This window comes from Sediminibacillus terrae (genome assembly GCF_009602435.1).
Classification (GTDB): Bacteria; Bacillota; Bacilli; order Bacillales; family Amphibacillaceae; genus Sediminibacillus; species Sediminibacillus terrae.
The window spans coordinates 15,044-34,478 of sequence record NZ_VZDQ01000028.1 but is presented as its reverse complement, the minus strand read 5'-3'; the positions used below and the strand labels follow the sequence as shown (position 1 = coordinate 34,478).

At 44.3% G+C, this 19,435-nt stretch carries 18 protein-coding genes and 1 riboswitch; of the genes, 10 read left to right on the top strand and 8 right to left on the bottom strand.

Annotation, left to right across the window (positions count from 1 at the left end):
* Window positions 1–43: 43 nt before the first annotated feature.
* A complete protein-coding gene (locus F6X55_RS18510) occupies window positions 44–694 on the top strand; it encodes an SDR family oxidoreductase (RefSeq protein WP_026772389.1) in 651 nt (216 codons plus the stop codon).
* 761 nt (window positions 695–1,455) lie between these two features.
* On the opposite strand, the gene F6X55_RS18505 is transcribed toward F6X55_RS18510, so the two are convergent.
* The gene (locus tag F6X55_RS18505) at window positions 1,456–2,616 is read right to left on the bottom strand and encodes a DUF4317 domain-containing protein (protein ID WP_153465251.1); all 1,161 of its coding nucleotides are present in this window, start codon (window positions 2,614–2,616) and stop codon (window positions 1,456–1,458) included.
* A gap of 270 nt (window positions 2,617–2,886) precedes the next feature.
* Here F6X55_RS18505 and F6X55_RS18500 point away from each other — a divergent pair, with 270 nt between their 5' ends.
* Both F6X55_RS18500 and F6X55_RS18495 read left to right on the top strand, forming a co-directional pair.
* Window positions 2,887–4,374 (top strand): o-succinylbenzoate--CoA ligase, encoded by a 1,488-nt coding sequence (locus tag F6X55_RS18500; protein WP_026772391.1) that lies wholly within the window; start codon window positions 2,887–2,889, stop codon window positions 4,372–4,374.
* A gap of 15 nt (window positions 4,375–4,389) precedes the next feature.
* The gene (locus F6X55_RS18495; protein ID WP_026569622.1) at window positions 4,390–4,932 is read left to right on the top strand and encodes a GNAT family N-acetyltransferase; all 543 of its coding nucleotides are present in this window, start codon (window positions 4,390–4,392) and stop codon (window positions 4,930–4,932) included.
* Window positions 4,933–4,947: 15 nt separating this feature from the next.
* Here F6X55_RS18495 and F6X55_RS18490 read toward each other — a convergent pair whose 3' ends face one another.
* Window positions 4,948–6,204, bottom strand: coding sequence for a DNA polymerase IV (locus F6X55_RS18490; protein WP_153465249.1), 1,257 nt, complete (start codon window positions 6,202–6,204; stop codon window positions 4,948–4,950).
* Window positions 6,205–6,503: 299 nt separating this feature from the next.
* On the opposite strand from F6X55_RS18490, the gene F6X55_RS18485 reads away from it, so the two are divergent.
* Entirely contained in the window at window positions 6,504–7,871 is a 1,368-nt protein-coding gene (locus F6X55_RS18485; RefSeq protein ID WP_153465247.1) for a TrkH family potassium uptake protein, read from the top strand.
* A gap of 330 nt (window positions 7,872–8,201) precedes the next feature.
* Window positions 8,202–9,047 carry an ABC transporter ATP-binding protein gene (locus F6X55_RS18480; RefSeq protein WP_026569625.1) on the top strand — a complete coding sequence of 282 codons (846 nt, stop codon included), beginning with the start codon at window positions 8,202–8,204 and terminating at the stop codon, window positions 9,045–9,047.
* 35 nt (window positions 9,048–9,082) lie between these two features.
* Here the strand turns inward: F6X55_RS18480 and F6X55_RS18475 are convergent, their stop codons facing one another.
* On the bottom strand, window positions 9,083–9,310 hold the full coding sequence (locus F6X55_RS18475) for a DUF6154 family protein (protein ID WP_026569626.1): 228 nt from the start codon (window positions 9,308–9,310) through the stop codon (window positions 9,083–9,085).
* Window positions 9,311–9,420: 110 nt separating this feature from the next.
* On the opposite strand from F6X55_RS18475, the gene F6X55_RS18470 reads away from it, so the two are divergent.
* On the top strand, window positions 9,421–9,729 hold the full coding sequence (locus F6X55_RS18470; protein WP_026569627.1) for a hypothetical protein: 309 nt from the start codon (window positions 9,421–9,423) through the stop codon (window positions 9,727–9,729).
* A 145-nt stretch (window positions 9,730–9,874) separates the two neighbouring features.
* Here the strand turns inward: F6X55_RS18470 and F6X55_RS18465 are convergent, their stop codons facing one another.
* The gene (locus tag F6X55_RS18465; protein ID WP_153465245.1) at window positions 9,875–10,666 is read right to left on the bottom strand and encodes a DUF6612 family protein; all 792 of its coding nucleotides are present in this window, start codon (window positions 10,664–10,666) and stop codon (window positions 9,875–9,877) included.
* Window positions 10,667–11,181: 515 nt separating this feature from the next.
* On the opposite strand from F6X55_RS18465, the gene F6X55_RS18460 reads away from it, so the two are divergent.
* Window positions 11,182–11,748, top strand: coding sequence for a hypothetical protein (locus F6X55_RS18460; protein ID WP_153465244.1), 567 nt, complete (start codon window positions 11,182–11,184; stop codon window positions 11,746–11,748).
* Window positions 11,749–11,780: 32 nt separating this feature from the next.
* Window positions 11,781–12,257 (top strand): RNA deprotection pyrophosphohydrolase, encoded by a 477-nt coding sequence (gene ytkD, locus F6X55_RS18455; RefSeq protein ID WP_026569629.1) that lies wholly within the window; start codon window positions 11,781–11,783, stop codon window positions 12,255–12,257.
* Window positions 12,258–12,575: 318 nt separating this feature from the next.
* Here ytkD and F6X55_RS18450 read toward each other — a convergent pair whose 3' ends face one another.
* From F6X55_RS18450 to pckA, 4 genes are all read right to left on the bottom strand, one after another.
* Window positions 12,576–13,391 carry an ABC transporter permease gene (locus F6X55_RS18450; protein WP_153465241.1) on the bottom strand — a complete coding sequence of 272 codons (816 nt, stop codon included), beginning with the start codon at window positions 13,389–13,391 and terminating at the stop codon, window positions 12,576–12,578.
* The gene (locus F6X55_RS18445) at window positions 13,369–14,148 is read right to left on the bottom strand and encodes an ABC transporter ATP-binding protein (RefSeq protein ID WP_153465239.1); all 780 of its coding nucleotides are present in this window, start codon (window positions 14,146–14,148) and stop codon (window positions 13,369–13,371) included. The genes F6X55_RS18450 and F6X55_RS18445 overlap by 23 nt, the downstream gene beginning before the upstream one ends.
* A 12-nt stretch (window positions 14,149–14,160) precedes the next feature.
* Window positions 14,161–15,153 (bottom strand): ABC transporter substrate-binding protein, encoded by a 993-nt coding sequence (locus F6X55_RS18440; protein ID WP_153465237.1) that lies wholly within the window; start codon window positions 15,151–15,153, stop codon window positions 14,161–14,163.
* 319 nt (window positions 15,154–15,472) lie between these two features.
* On the bottom strand, window positions 15,473–17,050 hold the full coding sequence (pckA, locus tag F6X55_RS18435) for a phosphoenolpyruvate carboxykinase (ATP) (protein WP_035426654.1): 1,578 nt from the start codon (window positions 17,048–17,050) through the stop codon (window positions 15,473–15,475).
* Between the two features lie 249 nt (window positions 17,051–17,299).
* Here pckA and F6X55_RS18430 point away from each other — a divergent pair, with 249 nt between their 5' ends.
* Both F6X55_RS18430 and metK read left to right on the top strand, forming a co-directional pair.
* Window positions 17,300–17,686: a thiol-disulfide oxidoreductase DCC family protein gene (locus F6X55_RS18430; protein ID WP_035426655.1), complete on the top strand. Its 387-nt coding sequence runs from the start codon at window positions 17,300–17,302 to the stop codon at window positions 17,684–17,686.
* Window positions 17,687–17,768: 82 nt separating this feature from the next.
* Window positions 17,769–17,874, top strand: a riboswitch (SAM riboswitch).
* A 213-nt stretch (window positions 17,875–18,087) separates the two neighbouring features.
* On the top strand, window positions 18,088–19,287 hold the full coding sequence (metK, locus tag F6X55_RS18425; RefSeq protein WP_153465235.1) for a methionine adenosyltransferase: 1,200 nt from the start codon (window positions 18,088–18,090) through the stop codon (window positions 19,285–19,287).
* Window positions 19,288–19,435: the final 148 nt, after the last annotated feature.

Here is a 19,435-nt window from a genome sequence, read left to right as displayed (position 1 = left end):
ATAAAGATAAGGGTCTACTCATTATTTAGAGAGGATGAAAGCAATGAAAGTTTTAGTTGTTGGAGCAAACGGACAGATAGGCAAGCATCTTGTCACGATTATGCAGAATAAGGACAATCTGGAAGCGAAGGCAATGATCCGGAAACAGGAACAGGCTGCGGTTTTTGAAGAACTGAACGCTGAAACAGCAGTAGTGGATTTGGAACAGGACATCGATACTATCGCAAAAGCTGCCGAGGGAACAGACGCCGTTGTTTTCACCGCAGGTTCCGGCCCACATACGGGAAAAGACAAAACGATCATGGTTGACTTGGACGGAGCTGTCAAAACAATTGAAGCTGCCAAAGCGGCTGGCGTGAAACGCTTTATAATGATTAGCTCGTTTGATACTAGAAGGGAAGCAATACAGGCTGCTCCTTCCTCGTTTGCGCCTTATGTTGCTGCAAAACATTACGCAGATGAGTGGCTAAAGCGGACGGACTTGGATTATACAATCATTCATCCTGGTGCATTGACAAATGAGGAAGGAACAGGGAAGGTAAAGGCAGCAACTGAAGTGGAAAGAGGAGAAGTTCCCCGGCAAGACATTGCAAGCGTCATCGCTGCCAGTCTGGAGAACGATTCGACAATCGGCAAAGAATTTCAAGTAGTGGGTGGAACTACGCCGATTAACGAAGCAATCCGCGCCTTATAGAGCGCAGCTGTCAACCTGATTCAATTCTATAATCACGAGAAAAGGGCTGCAAACGCAGCCCTTTTCTCTCTATTTTACTTTTGCGCAAATGATAAACTACGCAGTAATTGTAATTGGGAGTACCATAGCCTATGTAAAAGCGTGTTAACCCCCGCTTCGGTAGCATACTTCGCTTTCCGCGGGCACGGCTTCAGCTAACTTGGTAAAGAAAACCGCTTTACCAAGTGGATCTTCAGCTCGCGCTGTTCCCGCAGGAGTCTGCGTATGCTCCCTGCGCTAGGAAGCATGCTGATTAGCGAAAGCGTTAAACCTCTTAATAAAGTGCTTATGATGATATGCACTTCTTTTTATAAAAACAGTTTGGCTTCCGTCTTTTTTCCTTCTCTCGGACTTTTTGCTTGTTGTTCTAGCTACATGCAGGCTCAAGGAATTCAAGATTAAAAATGTCTCGTACACTCGTTTAGAAACAGGAATCTGTTCCCAGCGAAGGAAATACCCGAAGACTCCTCGAAAATACAAAACAATTTTCTTCGTGCGAGGCATCGCTGCCGCAGCCTTCCTTGTCCTGCGGGAGGAAAGGCTTCGGTGAGATCCCGCAGAGCGTCAGCTCGAGGAAGCTCACCAGCCGCCCGCGGAAAGCGCAGGGTATTTCCGCAGCGAAGAATTTACACTCAATAAACTGTAGGAAGTTAGAAAGATGCATTCAAACTTAGTCGTGGTTTCTATCCTTCGACCATTAACGTGACAAGCCATACAATATGTTAAAAAGCTTCCGGTATCATTTTAAATCCTTCTATCACCGTATCTTCTTCCACTTCGATCATAATACAGCGTTTGCCATTGAAGTTTACTTGTCTGACGTATCGCAAATCCTCCGGGCTGATCGAAATGTTCGCCACTTTCGTATTGATTTTTATCGATTTTGATTTATACTTTGGCAGGATACTGCTCGCTTTCAGCTCGTATTTTTCGTCATCAATAACATGTTGAAACGCAGCTTCGACCTTTTCTGTATTTACGTCCTCGACTCCGCTCATTTTTAATACCCGTTCAACATCCCGATAGTCTAACTTTGGTGTTTCTTCTTCTTCATTGTCTTCCATTACGCGGTTGATTTCCTCATAAACATTGGCGAGTGTGGATGTATTCAATTGATCTCCCGTTACATCCTTTACAATTTCCTCGAAAACGGTCTTATCCTCTTTGGCGGTGATTGTTTCTTGTGCATTCAACACTTCTTCTACGAAGCTTGGGTCTGGCTCATTCACTTTGCCGGCTGAATAGAGGATATGGTTGACGTCTGCGGCATTATCCGTGATACAAGGGAACAAGAACCCTGCCATCGGGGCGTTCAAGTTGATGATCGGATCGACGACATTGTATTTGAATTCCTTCTCGACATAATCAAAAAGCAGCTCCTTCTTTGGATCTTGTGTTTTGTTGATGCTGCAAAGAATAAACGGATTGGAAAAAACGGTATCCCGTTCACTTTCCTCCGACTCCTCACTCTGGCGTTTCATCGGTTTCAGATACTCTGCCTTGATAAAGGTGACTACGATATCCATCTCGTATTGTTTGTTTTGCAGCATTTTCTCAACGATATGCAGCATCCGCTGTTTCCAGTCTTCTACATCGCTGCTCAGCAACCCTTGATGTAAAACAAGCTGACTGCTGTTTTCTATGTCCCTTTCGAATTTCAGTTCGAATAGTTTTTCATCCAATTGTCCAGTAAGCAGTTTTTTAAAATTGTTCATGAATAATTCCTGCTGATCTTGTTCCAGCATTTCAAAAGGCTGGCTTTGATGATGATAAATTTCACTTGATTCCTTCATAATATAAACATTGAATATGTCAGATATTTTTAGTAAATCATTGTCTACTTTAAATTGCTTGCGGATAGCAGCGACATCTTTTTTGTTCATTGATAAACCCACCTTTATTTATGTGATTGCTATATCGAACAGCATGAGAAAGTGGAGAGCAAATAGTTGGTGTACCGCTTCATTCACTCTCCACCGATTTAGTATTTTTTTATTTTAACATAAGGTGTTAAAGATGACGTGATGAAATTGTTACTTAATTTGGATAGAAGGCCATCCGCTTTTGGATGGCCAAGCTTTTATTTTTTTCCGTTGTTCGATAAAATTGTGACATACTAGTTATCAGGTTTTTAAAGAAAGGATTCGAACATCATGACAGAAACTATTCCTCATTGGCTCAATAAACAAGCAGATTTATCACCAGATAAAACAGCAATTGAAACATCGGATGGAGAGGAGCTGACGTTTTTGCAGCTGCGGGATAAAAGCAGGTCCCTGGCAAGGAAAATAGCTGCCTCTGGTGTGCGGAAAGGAAACCACGTTGCTTTATTGGCTGCGAACTCTTCAGATATGGCGGCCGCCATTCATGCTTTGTCATATCTGGGGGCTGTCGCCGTTTTACTGAATGTCCGTCTTTCTGCTAGAGAACTCGCTTATCAATTAAATGATGCAGAAGTTTCGTTTCTGCTATATGACGAGGACCACACCGAGCTGGCCCTTTCTACTGTCTACCAAACCGATTGTCCAAATTTCAGCAGTTTTCAGGAGATTGATGAACAAACAGAAGCAACTGTCGATTTGCGGGAAGAGTTGGGACTGGATGAGCTGTTTACGATCATTTATACATCTGGAACTACCGGTTTTCCAAAAGGGGTGGAACATACCTATGGTAATCATTGGTGGAGTGCGGTATCTTCCGCTCTCAATCTAGGGTTGAGCAGAAATGATAAATGGCTGGCTTCCCTTCCACTGTTTCACGTTGGGGGTCTATCGCTGTTAGTGAAAAGTGTCGTCTATGGCATGCCGATTTATTTAATGAAAAAATTTGATATCGACCTGGCCCATCAGGCGATCATTTCAGGAAATGTCACCATTGTTTCCGTGGTAACAGTGATGCTTGAACGGCTGATCGACAAATTGGATGGAGGGCGTTATCCCGATTCCTTCCGGTGTATGCTTTTAGGCGGCGGACCGGCTCCGGAGCCGTTGTTGAAGAGGGCGAAAAGACAAGAAATACCAGTTTTTCAAACGTACGGCATGACGGAAACTTCTTCGCAAATTGTCACGCTTAGCCCAGACTATGCCTTATCCAAGCTGGGGTCGGCAGGAAAACCCCTGGTTCCTGCACAATTGAAAATCATGCTGGATGGAAAGCCCGCTCCTGATGGAACGGTCGGAGAAATAGTAGTCAAAGGCCCGATGGTGACAAAAGGTTATTATCAAAATGACTCAGCCACCAGCAAAGCATTTCAGGATGGCTGGCTGGCCACCGGGGACCTGGGAAAATTGGATGAAGACGGTTTTCTTTATGTAATGGACAGACGGAAGGATTTGATCATTTCCGGCGGTGAAAACATTTACCCAGCTGAAATCGAGAGTGTTCTTGCCGGGCTGGATGGAGTAAAAGAGGCAGGCGTCATCGGCAGGGAGGACGATCAATGGGGGCAGGTGCCCGTTGCCTTCATCGTCCCATCCGATGCCGATTTAACCAAAGAGCAAGTTTTCCGGTACTGCAGGGAGCGTCTGGCTAAATTCAAAGTGCCGAAACATGTTTATTTTATTGCTGAATTGCCACGCAATGCATCAAATAAGCTCGTCAGGCACAAGCTTGTTGACCTGGCGGGGGATGGAGAATCCTAAGAGAGGAGCTGGGAAATGGGCCAGGAAAATATTTTGATTCGTCAGATCGAGGAAAGAGATTTGGAAACACTGTGGAAATTGGCTTACAGTGAAAAGTCACCTGAGTGGAAAAAGTGGGATGCACCATACTTTGCCCATCGTCAAATCTCCCTGGATGAATATCTTGATAAAAAAGATCAGTTGATCCACCAGGATGAACGCTGGGTTGTTACAGTGGATGACAAGGTGATCGGTATGGTCAGCTATTATTGGGAGCATAAGCCTTCGCTATGGTTGGAAATGGGAATTGTCATCTATCAGCCCCAGTATTGGAGTGGAGGATATGGAACAGAAGCCCTGCGTCTGTGGATCAATCATTTGTTTCAGACCATGCCGCTGGTCCGGGTGGGTTATACTACTTGGTCCGGAAACCAGCGAATGATAAAAGTCGGGGAGAAGCTAGGCATGACCATGGAGGCAAGGCTGAGGAAGTGCCGTTATTATAATGGGAAGTTTTATGATTCGATCCGGATGGGTCTGCTTCGGGAAGAATGGGAAGCCAACCCCATCTTCCAATGATGCTGCCGGTTTTCCTCAGGCTTTGTGGCCGCCGATTTTATGGGTGCGGTCAAGGGTGACACCCAGATCCGTAAAGCTGGTGGCCCGAAGCAGGGAAGCGGCCCCGTGCTTTTGCCGGATTTGATCCATGACATAACCAAGATCTTTTTGTTTGGTTTTGTCCATGAACAAATCCAGCTGGGTTTCCTCATCATTTGCTAAGTTGTCCAAGGTGACGAACACGCGGCGGATTTTGCTGACACCGTCATAAAATTCACGGAACAACTGCATGCACACTTTGTATATTTCCATGGTGATGTTTGTCGGAAGTGCCACTGAACGGGACCTGCTGAATCCCCCGCCGTTTTCCCGGGAATAACCGATACCGAGATGGACCGTTCTGCCAGCCCGGCCGGCGGTCCTTGCTCTTCGGCACACTTCTTCGCACAAATCAAGAATACAGGCGAAAACTTCATCACCACGATAATCCCGCAGCAATGTAATTCCATGTCCGAATCCTTTTTGCTCCTGTTTTTGAAAATCGCCGATGACTGGGCTTGAATCGATGCCCCACGCGTGCCAATACAGTTGTTCTCCCATAATGCCAAATCGCTTCTTAAGCCGCTCCACGGGAAAGTCCGCCAGCTGACCCAATGTGACAATTCCCATTCGATTTAAATTACGCATCATCCGTTTCCCGATTCCCCAAATCTGTTCAATCGGTACCGGCCAAAGCATTTTTTCTACATCTTCGTACCGGCACTCGGCAATCCCTGTCTCTTTGGCGTACAAGTCCATGACAACTTTCGCCAAAAATTTGTTATCCCCAATCCCGATCGAACAGGTCAACCCCATTGTTTCCAGCAATTCTGCTTTGATCATCCGGGCGACTTGCCAGGAGTCCCCGTATAGCTTCTCCAGACCGTTCACCGTCACCCACAGTTCATCCACGGAGTACTGATGGATTGCTTCTTTCGGGACGTATTGGTTGACGAGCTTGGTTATTTCCATGGACACTTGTAAATAATCGCCCATTTTCGCTTCTACGATATGGATGTCCGGATCATCCGGAAGTTCGAAAAAGCGGCTCACATTTTTTATTCCGTGTTTTTTCTTCAATCGAGGGGATGCTGCCAGAATGATACTCCCTGACCGCTTTTTATCGCCTACGACTGCGAGCATATCCTGCATGGGGTCCAAATTGTTTTTCATGCATTCTACGCTGGCATAAAAAGAACGCATATCGATACAAAGAACATTATTTCTAGGAAGCTTCAGGTTTGTCGGCAGCATGTAATCCCTCCTATCGAAGAACGTATGTTCGTTTTGATTATAATATAACCCAGCTACAAGGATTTAAACAGCGTTAATTTATTCCAGACAGGCCCGGGCCTGCTTGTTTTTGTATAGAAGGCAGCCGAAGTGCGGACAATGCGGAAAAGATGAAAGACGAAGGCCTGTAAATCTCTGTCCATCCCCCTCGATGACACGCTAAAAGAAGCAGGGGCAGATAACCGGAAAAAAACTATATAAACAAACTGTATTTTTTGGTAAACTTACATTGCTGCAATTGAAAGGCAAGGAGAATCAAGATGAACATTTTTTCGCGATTATTTAAAGCAAGTCACCTATCGACAATCCGTTTGATTGTTTTGTTTTATTTGATGACCGTCCTTATATCGACTCTTTTGTTGGGCATCCCGCTTTTTCATCAGGGTGGTTTCAGCATATCTTTCATTGATTTGGTGTTTACAGCAGTAAGTGCCGTCAGTGTGACTGGCCTTACAGTTGTTTCCACAGCAGATACATTTAATGCTGCAGGAAAAATAGCATTGACGGTGGTACTTCAGTTCGGCGGTATCGGGATTATGACCCTGGGGACGTTCATCTGGATTTTGCTGGGGAAAAAAATCGGTCTTCGGGGCAGACAGCTGATCCAGATTGATCAAAACCGGACCACTTTATCCGGACTGGTGAAATTAATGCTCAAGATTCTGAAGATCATTGTGACGATTGAAGTCATTGGTACCATTATATTAAGCACTTATTTTCTATCCTATTTTGATACATGGCAGGAAGCATTACTGCAAGGTTTTTTTGCCTCGGTGAGTGCCACGACCAATGCAGGATTCGACATAACCGGAGCATCCCTGATTCCCTTTGCGGATGACTATTTTGTTCAGTTTGTCAATATTATCTTGCTGATTTTGGGGGCAATCGGTTTTCCTGTATTAATTGAAGTGCAGGAATTGATGAGAAGAGGTCATCAATCGGATATTAACCAAAAATATACCTTTTCATTATTTTCCAAGGTTACTTCTTTAACGTTTTTTGCATTGATTGTAGCTGGATGGTTGTTGATTTACGTTTTAGAAAGCAATCATTTTTTAGCTGATAAGATATGGCATGAAAAGATATTTTACAGTTTGTTTCAATCTGTGACGACCAGAAGCGGTGGTCTGGCGACAATGGATGTTAATGATTTCACCTTGCCGACACTGGTAGTGATTTGCATCCTCATGTTCATTGGCGCTTCTCCAAGCAGTGTCGGGGGAGGGATTAGAACAACATCGTTTGCGATTATGTTATTGGCAATTTACAACTATGGAAAAGGTAACACCAGCATAAAAGTGTTCGGAAGAGAACTTGATCAGGAAGATGTAATGCGGTCTTTCATTGTCATTACGACAGCGGCGATGCTTTGTTTAGGATCCATTATTGCATTGACATATTTGGAGCCATTCCCGCTAATATCCATTGCGTTCGAAGTGTGTTCAGCGTTTGGAACAACCGGGTTGTCGATGGGGATAACTCCCGATTTATCGACGGCGGGGAAGATCATCATCATTTTCCTTATGTTTATCGGGAGGATCGGGATATTCTCCTTCCTGTTCTTGCTGAGAGGTCGTGTGACAAAAGATATTTATCATTATCCAAAAGAACGGGTCATCATCGGTTAAGTGCATCGTCGACATTTCGTTGGAGGAAGGGCAGAAAAGGACATTACCTGGGCCGAGCCGCATAGCGGTTTGGTCTTTGGTGAGGTCAGGGATGTGCGTAACCTTTTATATGAAGAGAATCCAAACATTTGATCGGAGTAAAGGAATTAAAAAACTCCGTTTATGTCCCTTTACGAAAACCGGGCACAAAAAATAAATGAGAACAATTATCAAAATCATTGACGCCGAGCTCTAAAGCAAATAAACTGGTAATAGAGTAAAAACGATTAGGGAACGGCATTTTCGTTGAAATAGCTTTTAAGCCATCGCTCGTAAGGGAGAGATCGCGAAATGGAAACATTGACAGCAAAGGATTTGACCCTCGGATACGGAGAGGACATAATCATTGATGATTTAAATATAACTATTCCTAAAGGGGAAATTACAGTCTTCATTGGTGGAAATGGCTGCGGAAAATCGACACTGTTGCGCTCGATGGCAAGGTTGTTGAAGCCGAAACAAGGCGGTGTGATTCTCCATGGCGAGGAAATTGCCAAGATGCCGACAAAGGAAGTCGCCCAAAAGCTGGCGATTTTGCCGCAAAGCCCTGTAAGTCCGGAGGGATTATCGGTCCTGGACCTGGTAAAGCAGGGGAGACATCCATACAAAGGCATGTTTAAAAAATGGTCAAAGGATGACGACCAGGCTGTTGAGGAAGCGTTGCAGGCGACCAACATGAAAGAACTTCAGGATCGGCCTGTCGATTCTTTATCCGGCGGTCAAAGGCAAAGAGCATGGATTGCGATGACGCTTGCACAAAAAACAGATACCATATTATTGGATGAACCGACTACTTATTTGGATATGACCCATCAAATCGAAATTCTCGATTTATTATTTGAATTGAATGAGCGGGATGGACGCACCGTCGTAATGGTATTGCATGATTTGAACTTGGCTTGCCGTTACGCACATCATATTGTCGCCATCAAAGATAAACAGGTATATGCACAGGGAAGACCTGAAGAAATCATCAGCTGCAACATGGTGCATGATGTGTTCAATATGAAGTGTGATGTGACATATGATCCGATGTTCGGAACGCCTATGTGTATTCCGCATGGTAGAGGCCGCTGTTTGATAAAAAGTGCTGTGGAAGAAGCACGCCAGGCCCGTAAAGCAGAATCACTTGCATAAGATGATTGACTCACTGATCTTGTCAGTGGGTTTTTTTATGACAAATTTGTCTCATCAGGGGCTGAAACAATCTTTGTTTCCAGCTTATTGTTTAGATAGCCGCCTAATATTTCATCCAGTTCATCTTTGGGACAACCTTCAAAAACTTCCAGTAAATCCTCATGATCCATTTGTTCTAAAACAGAGTGAATAAATACTTCTAAAAATTCCTTTTCTTCAAAGTGTCGCAAATATAATTCAAAAAGGTTGTCTGCGAATTTCATGTTACCCTTTCCTTTCTAAGCTTGTTTGTAACTTACCATATGCAGAAACATAAAAAAGTTGTTCATAAATTCCTGCAAATAGCGAAAATTAAAGGGTAGGAGGGTGAAAGATGGAAAAGAAAAGATACTTTGTCAACATAGGTACTTTGGAAATTTCACAGGTGGAGTCGGGGAATAACAATGATTTCACGATTCTCGCAAGCGATGAAGAGGTTTTCCAGTTAAGAGAAATTTTCAACGAAATGTACAATTCCGATATTACTGCCTTTTTTCGCACCCATTTACCAATACCTTATCATAAGGATTCTGCCAATGATCGTTATGACACAGGAATTGTATCGGCTTTTCAAAAGCTTTACGAGTTAGGCGATGAAAAAACAAAAAGTCACATCGATAGCATGCACATTCTTCCTGAATAGTCTTCTGGACCGAAAAGTATCTGAGCAGGCACCCGGAGATTTACTGCAGTCAAATGTTCCTCCTGGAAGAATTGCGGCAATTCAAACGTTGACTTTCTTATCTTTAAAGTAAGACCTTGCCCAGTGCGGGCAAGGTCCATTGAGCTTATATGGGATTTTCCATTTCGATCGCGGTATCGGTTACTTCCTGAGGAACTTCGATGCTATCCAATTCATTGAAGTTACGGTAGGTGGATTCCATTTTTTGAGCGATGTTGGTTGTTTCTCCGTTTTCTTCTATATCGATGTCCATGTCCACCGTCATCGATTCTGGGTAATACGTATCTTTGTTCACGGCAATGGTGTAATCAAGTTTGTTGATTTTCAGGGTGTCGAGTAGTTCCTCTGTGACCTCTCCTTCCGGCAGGTTGTTCATCTGCTCTTTCAGCAGCTGATCGAAACCTTCTCCGGATGCGCTCAATGATAAGATGTAACGGTTATCTTTTTCCTCCATGTTGAAGTCATCTGCATAGGCTTCAAGTTGTTTTAATTGATCAGAAGGATTCTGTTGCTGCTGGACCGCTGCTGTATTCAGTTGATCAGCCAATTCTTTCGGACCTTTCATCCATTGTCCTTGTTGCGGGTCTTTGAAAAACATCCCTTCTTCTGTATAGTACATTTCCACTTCCTGGCCCATTACATCCATTGTTTGGTGAAAGGCAAGAGGTTCTAGCTGGATTTCAGCGTTAATGGTGGTCGAAATTGACGGCATTTCCATTCCACCGCCAGCGATTTCCTGATCCACATCTGCTTCCATCTCAAAATTTTTCAATTCCTCGGAAGCCGCGAGCGTCTCCTGATAAATATCTTCGAGTTCGGCCTTTTCCTCCGCGCTGCAGGCAACCGTGAAAAGTATCAGGAAAGCCAAACTGCACACTGGTAAAATGAATTTTTTCAAAAATATCTCTCCTTTTTTTGGCTTTTTCGCATCGATTGTTGGTGTATCGTCAAAAGGGAAAAATCCCCTCTTAAAAGAAGCTCATTGGGTCTCTGCATTGTTCATTGCTGCGGAAAACACTCCCTTTCCGGGGGACGGTCAGGCCCTTGGGGTCTGCATCTCCAGGAGTTAAACTTCGCGGGTTTCTTCGACCAAATGGGGCAAAGGACGTGTTCAAGTAGACCCCAGACCTCGTCCGCTGCGGCTGAAGTTGTGCGCCAAACTATCATCAGGACGACAGCGGTTACTGCACAGTTTCTCTCTTGGTCCACCAACGATCTCTGGATAAGAGCCTTAAAATATTGTCCCATTGCACCCATAAAACAGGAGCAACAGGTAATTAAATCGTTTCATTAACCATACGTTAAGAAGAAAGAAAAGGTTTCACGGTAATTCAATTTTAATAATGGTTTAAAAAAATGGGAATAAAGGTATAAAAAACTATCGAGCATGATGAATCTAAAGGGGGAGGCTACATGAGAAAAACAGCAGCAACGATCCTGGCGACATTTGTACTTATTTTGATTATACCACTACTGATTTTGTCCGGGCAGGGTGATAAAGCAGATATCCTCCCATCGAATAACATAGAGCACGCAAGCCAGGCAAAGACAAGTCCGGCACATGAAAGCCCCGGCGAAGATGAACCAACAAAAGAAAGTACCCCGACGCATGAGGAGTTGGTTTCCGTTACGGAGACGTTTATTGATTTGCTTGTGCAGGAAACAGATGACAATTACCGGGTGACGAATTATCACTCGATCGATGAAATAACGGACGCATTTACCAAGGTAGCCACGCCAAGTGCAGCAAAAAAATATATCGATTATTATTATGAAGAAAAAGGGGACGGGTTATATCTTTTGCCGGCTGAAACGCCGCCATGGTTTCAAAGTGAGTCCGAATATGAGATGATAGAATCAGGAGATGGAACAGTGAAAGTCATTCAGGACAACCAGACTGATTTGCACGGGAGCTATACGCTAGAGCTTGAATTAACTTATGACGACAGCTGGAAAATCACCGATACGAAACATTCTTGATATTCAAGTTCTAAAAGGCAGTTGAACCAATAATGAACACATTCACAGATTACTACAATAACGAAGTAAAGCTTTCTTTCGATGATCATCCTTTTTCAAAAACTCCAAAGCATGTTTGGGTGATTTGCCGGTCAGAAAACCGTTGGTTGTTGACAAGGCATAAAGAGCGGGGAATCGAATTTCCCGGGGGCAAAGTGGAACCAGGTGAAACAGCCGAACAGGCGGCTGTCCGGGAAGTCCACGAGGAAACCGGAGGTATCGTCAAAGATCTGGTCTATATCGGTCAATACCATGTAGCTGGAAAAGGCGGAACCATTATAAAAAATGTTTACTTTGCTACAATCGAACAAGTAATAGAACAACCCACCTACTATGAAACCGAAGGGCCGGTATGGCTTGATGAATTTCCGAAGCATATGAAAATAAATCCGGATTATAGTTTCATGATGAAGGATCAAGTGCTTCCATTAAGTTTGAAGCGTGTATATATGTTAGCTCAGTTTAGTTGACCAGGTTCTGATCCTAAAATGACCTTCCGGTTGTCGAAGTTTCATTCAACACTTTCAACTTTAAAAGTTGCGGGTACAAAAACATGGCTGCCAAAGCAAAAACCGAGCGAACTCTAAATGCTGAGTGAATTCGCTCGGCTTTTTTGTAAAGCTTGACTGCCTATTTATACTGTTGTTTGATTCGCGCATCGCTATGTGTGGAGAGTTCCACTATTGAATGGTTTACTCTTTCCTAATCAAAGAACCGAACGAATATCGTTCGGCTTTTATTTTTGGTCAGGGTGCTTTTGTTCCAGGCTTTTCAACAGAGTAGATAGATTATTGCCTGGCATTTTTGATCAGCCATTTTTCAAGTTTTTCAACAAGCTGATACATGATCGCGGCCAGAATCGCAATGATCAGCAAGCTATAAAGAACGAGGGTGAAATCGAAGACTTGAAAGCCATAGACAATCAGGTAGCCCAGGCCTTTGGCGGAAACAAGGAATTCCCCTACAATCACTCCAACCCAGGAAAGTCCGACATTCACCTTCAGGGTGGAAATCATAGACGGGAAGGAGGCGGGAAGAATGGCTGCTGTAAAGCATTGTCTCTTGCTGGCTCCGAAGCTTTTCAACACTTTCACATAGTTTTCGTCCACTTCCCGGAAGGCAGAGTAGACAACCAAGGTTGTAATGATGACACAGATGATCGCTCCCATTGCAATGATCGAAAAGTAGCCCGGTCCTAAGGCAACAATGATAATCGGCCCTAAGGCAACCTTCGGCATGGCATTTAGTACGACTAAGTAAGGATCTAAAATTCTGGATAGTTTTTCGGACCACCATAAGATGGCAGCAAGAATGATCCCGAGCAAGGTACCGGCCGCGAAACCGATAATCGTCTCAATAAGCGTAACGCGAAGGTGAAACCAGAGAGACCCATCCAGCAGATTTTCTGTGAACAGCAAACCGACTTGGGATGGGGAACTGAAGATCAACGGATCAATCCATTCCTGTCTGCTCGCCAATTCCCAGCAGGCAAAGAATACAACAAAAATAATGCACTGCCAAAAAATAACACTTTTACGATAAGACTTGCGGCGTTTTTGGTGTAGTTCAAAAAGTTGATCGTCAGACTTGCTGTTTATTTTCAAGGGAATTCAACTCCTCCCATATACGATCGAACAATAATTGATATTTTAGATGCTTCCTTGCTTGAAAAGGAGGCAAATCTCTTAGTTCGATTGGTACTTCAAAAACCTCTGCTATTTCCCCGGGATTTGCTTTCATCAAGTATATTTGATCACTCATCGCGATGGCTTCGCCAATGTCGTGGGTAACAAGTACCGAGGTCTTATGGTATTCCTTCAATAGACGTGAAACCAAGTCCTCCAGCTTCAATTTTGTTTGATAGTCGAGTGCAGAAAACGGCTCATCCAGCAATAACAGTTTCGGATCAGTAATAAGCGTGCGAATCAGTGCAGCACGCTGCCGCATGCCTCCGGAAAGTTCGGAGGGGTAGGCATGAATAACAGTCCCCAGACCGATCTCCTTCAAAAAATCCATTGCCTGTTTTTGTATGGCTCCCGTTAATTTTTGCTGGACTTTCGGGCCGATGAGGACATTATCAAGAATCGTTTTCCAAGGGAATAAATAATCCTGTTGAAGCATGTAGCCAATCTCCGCCTCTGCATCTGTTACGTTTTTATCACCGAGTGTCACTTCGCCCCGGGTAGGCTGGATCAGGCCTGAAATGATGGAAAGCAATGTAGTCTTTCCACAGCCACTTGGACCTAAAATGGAGATGAACGAGCCTTCTTCCACTGTCAAGGTGATATTATCCAATGCTTTTGTATAGCTTTTTTCCGTGAAATACTGATGGGAAATGTGATTGAGAGCCAGGAATGCCATTGTCTTCTCCTCCTATTCTGTCATCACATCTTCGGCAATGGTAGTGTTTACAAGTTCCTCATATGGGATATCCTTGGGAAGTTCCCCTGCTTCCTCCATAATTTCTTTGAGATTGGTCCATTCCTCTTCATCCAAAATGGGATCTTCTGCAAAGGATCCTTGGCTTTTATAGCGTTCGATGGAGGAGCTGAGCAGCTCTACATCTACATCTTCAAAATACGGTGCTACAATTTCAGCAATTTTTTCAGGTGATTGTTCCTGGATATAGGTTTGCGCTTTGTAAATGGCTCTGGTGAATTTTTGCGCCGTTTCTTCATTGTCATTGAGAAAACTTTGTTTTGCCATAAACACCGTATATGGCACATGGCCCGATTCTTCACCGAACGAAGCAACAATATAACCGTTTCCATCCGCTTCGAACTTACTTGCTTGCGGCTCGAATAACTGGACGTATTCTCCGGTCCCGGAGGTGAATGCTCCAGGAATATTTGCAAAGTCGATGTTCTGAATCAGGTTCAAATCTTCGTGCGGGTCGATTCCGTGCTGTTTCAACACATATTCACCGACCATTTGCGGCATACCGCCTTTTCGTTGTCCGAGAAAGTCACTTCCGATTAAATTTTCCCAAGTGAAATCTTCATCTGGTTTCTTTGCTACCAGGAAAGTGCCATCAGTCTGGGTCAATTGGGCAAAGTTGATAACCGGATCGTTGGCCCCGCGCGAAGCTACGTAAATCGATGTTTCGGATCCGACCAATGCTACGTCTGCATCATCGGATAACAACGCCGTCATGGTTTTGTCTCCTCCCCAAGTCGTCTGCAGCTCGACTTCCAGTCCCTCATCTGCAAAATAGCCTTGTTCCAATGCGACATATTGAGGAGCATAAAAAATACTGCGGGTGACCTCGGCGATTTTCACCGACGTTTTTCCTCCATTCGAGCTGCACGCTGTTAATGCAAGCGCACATACAAGTATAAATAAGCCAAACAGTTGTTTTCTTTTCATATCGGTCAACCTTTCGTTGAAATATGTTCGGTTGGGTTATTGTATGCGCAAGCCCAAAGTGTGTGAAATGCCCAGGCGAATAGAATCAAAAATAAGCAGGCATAATGCCCACTGGTAGAGGAAGTTAAGAACAGTCGGCCGATTTTCCTGCAGGTTAATTAAAAATATTTGCTATTTTATTTAGCTAAGCATCTCATTTGTGAAGGATTGTGGGATAGTTCAAAAAAGGAGAAATGAAAATCCTGCAGAAAATCAGAAGATTCTCTACAGGATTTGGGCGAGTACAATGGAGTGGCGGTTCTGAAGGCCCTGTGTCCATCTACCTGGAGTACACAGGGCCGGCATTTTTGATTTCTTCACTTACCTTTGCAAAAGACCGGAAATTATCATGGAACTTAGCCGCAAGCTGTGCTGCTTTTTCCTGATAAGAGGAATAGGAATCCCATGCTTCCCATGGTTTCAGCAATTGACTGGGAACACCGGGAATGGATTCCGGTATATGGAGACCGAAGAAGTCATCCGGTACTGTGTTTATTCCATCAAGTTTATGTTCGAGGACGGCGTCGACCATCGATCTTGTATAAACGAGCGGGATTCTTTCTCCGATGCCGAACGGTCCTTTTATCCAACCGGTGTTGATCAGATATACATCTGCATCATATTCGTCTATTTTGTCACCGAGCATGTCTGCGTATACCGCTGGAGCAAGCGGTAGAAAAGGTGCACCGAAGCAAGCGGAAAAAGTTGCTTCCGGCGCGGTGACCCCCCGCTCTGTACCAGCCAGCTTGCTGGTGTATCCGCTCAGAAAATGATACATGGCCTGTTCCTTTGTCAATCTGCTGATCGGCGGAAGGACACCGAACGCGTCGGCAGTCAGGAATATAATCGATTTGGGATGCGATCCCTGGCTCGGAAAAATACTATTGTCAATGTGGGTAAGTGGATAAGCCGCCCGTGTGTTTTCCGTCCTTTCCGTATTTGAATAATCGGGCCTTCCATTATGACAGAAAACGTTCTCCAGAACTGCACCATGTTTGATGGCATGGTATATTTGAGGTTCTTTCTCCTCGCTCAGTCCGACACACTTGGCATAACATCCCCCTTCGATGTTGAAAATGCCATTGGCTGACCACCCGTGCTCGTCATCTCCGATAAGGCGGCGGTCAGGGTTTGCTGACAAGGTTGTTTTGCCAGTACCAGACAAGCCGAAAAACAAGGCAGTATCTCCTGTCTCTCCAGTATTGGCAGAACAGTGCATAGGGAGCACTCCCTGTTGCGGCAACAAGTAATTCATAACCGAGAAAACAGCTTTTTTAATTTCCCCGGCATATTCGGTTCCACCTATCAGGATGACTCTTTCTTCAAAAGAAATAATAATGAAAGCTTCTGAATTGGTGTTATCCCGTTTCGGATCCGCTTTGAACGTGGGGGCGGAGATGACAGTGAACGCATCATGATGATCGGCATTGCTTTTTTCTTCGCGGATAAAAAGCTGTCGGGAAAACAAATTGTGCCAGGCAAATTCGGTGATGACTTCAATCGGCAGCCGGTAGTCTGTATCAGCTCCTGCCCATCCGCTGAAACGGAACACTGTATCCTGGGAGTGAAGATATGCGATTACGCGTTCATACAAGGCGTTAAAGCTGTCTTTATCCATCGGCTTGTTGACAGAACCCCAATCGACTTGTTCAGAAGCTTCCCCTTCGTTTACAATGAACTTGTCTTTCGGAGAGCGCCCGGTATATTTTCCGGTAGTGACGCTGACTGCCCCATCGGCAGTTATGCTGCCTTCGCCGCGTTCCTCGATGATTTCGACCAGTTCTTCTGTTGAAAGATTGAGTCTGCAGTTCTGCAGGGAATCGGATAATTTAGAAGCGCTTTCATTTGTGTGGTTCACATGCTCACTCCTTTGTATGAATTGATGGCTTGATAACGAGTAGTATAACATAATGGTTAATATATAACATACTTAATGACAAATTGAAAGATGATCGTTTAGATTTCCGCTATCGTTTTATTTTCGTTAAAATAAAGGGTAAAGGATTAAAAAGACAAGAAAAGCGCGTCAAGCGGCTGTGGGAAAAAGAAGTACGGGCTTAGACATTCTCTGAGATTTTTATTTATCTTTTAAAAAAGGCGGGATAATATGGAACGTAAATCAATTGTACTTTATGATGGAGATTGTTATTTGTGCCGTCAGACAAAACAAGCAATTGAAATGCTGGACTGGTTTGGTGCTTTTCGCTGGTTGTCGCTGCAGGAATATGAAAAAAGGCAAACCATTTCGGACAAACAACGGGAGGCGATGATGGGTGAAATCCATATCGTGAAGCCGGACGGGAAGATAAGCACAGGTTACCATGCAGTCCGGTTTATGCTTGCGCGCTGCCCTTTGACTGCCCCTCTCGGAGTCTTGATGTACTTGCCAAAGGCCGAAGTGGTAGGAGATCCAGTATACCGGTTGATAGCCAGAAACCGTTATCGCATTTTCAAAAACAAATGCACAAACGGCGTGTGCAAACTCCCGCAATAGGAGTGTTTAATTCCAACCAAAAAGGTGGTAATTTATTGACATCGCCGGCTTGTTTCGTTACGATAAAGTGCGAACGGATACTCTCTTATCCAGAGACGGCGGAGGGACAGGCCCGAAGAAACCCGGCAACCATCACGAAGATGAAAAGGTGCCAACCTGATGCAAGGTTTTACCTTGGACGATAAGATGAGAAAGGCCATTTTCCTTTCCTTCTCCCTATTAAGGAAAGGTTTTTTGTTTGGTAAAAGGTAATTTACCGTGCGCATATGATTTTATTCGTATAGAGGACAAAAAACAGTTGAAACGGAAATGGAAATTCACCTGCTGAATGAATTTGTAATAACATACCTAGGAAAGAGCGGTTCCGTATTATTTGATGAAATGAAGGAGGATTTAGCAGAATGACTGCAAATCGTCGATTATTCACCTCAGAATCGGTTACAGAAGGACACCCGGATAAAATATGTGATCAGATTTCTGATGCCATTTTAGATGAAATTTTAGCAAGTGATCCCGATGCTCGTGTGGCATGCGAGACAACCGTTACGACGGGACTTGTTTTAGTTTCGGGGGAAATCACTACCAGTACTTACGTGGATATTCCAAGCATTGTTCGCAAGACAGTGAAAAATATTGGGTACACAAGAGCAAAATATGGCTTTGATGCAGAGACCTGTGCTGTCCTTACTGCAATTGATGAACAGTCCCCAGATATTGCAGGGGGGGTTGACCAGGCATTGGAAGCACGCGAGGATACAAGCTACGATGAAGAAATCGAAGCAATCGGTGCTGGTGACCAGGGCCTCATGTTCGGATATGCAAACAATGAAACACCAGAGCTTATGCCGCTTCCCATTTCACTTGCCCATAAAATCAGTAAACGTTTGTCCGATGTGAGAAAAGAAAACATCCTGCCATACTTGCGTCCGGACGGAAAAACCCAGGTGACGGTCGAGTATGATGAAAATGACAAACCGGTAAGAGTGGATACCATTGTCGTTTCCACTCAGCATCATCCGGAAATCGAGCTCAAACAAATTCAACAGGACATTAAAGAATTCGTCATTAAGCCGATTGTGCCAGAAGCGTTTCTGGACGATAAGACAAAATACTTCATCAACCCTACCGGAAGATTTGTAATCGGTGGTCCACAAGGAGATGCCGGCTTGACCGGCAGAAAAATCATTGTAGATACTTACGGGGGCTATGCCCGTCACGGAGGCGGAGCATTCAGCGGAAAAGATGCCACAAAAGTGGACCGCTCGGCTGCATATGCTGCGCGCTATGTAGCGAAAAACATCGTAGCAGCGGAACTGGCCGAATCCTGTGAAGTGCAGCTTGCTTACGCAATCGGTGTTGCAGAACCGGTATCTATATCGATCAACACTTTCGGCACGGGAAAAGTGACGGAAGATGAATTGGTGAAATCTGTAAGAGGATTGTTCGACCTTCGCCCTGCCGGTATCATCAAGATGCTTGATCTTAAACGTCCTATTTACCAAAACACAGCTGCCTATGGACACTTCGGCAGAACTGACGTCATGTTCCCCTGGGAACAGACCGATAAGGTCGACAGCTTGAAGAAAATTTTAAATCAATAAGAGCGGCCGGGGGAAAACCGTGACTCAACCGAAAACCGAACGATGATTCGAAGGACGACCTTCGAACTCGTTCGGTTTTTCTTTTGTGGTATTTTACCCGTCCCTGTAATAAAGCGCCCTGAACATACCTTCCTCCGCTGTTTCTTTC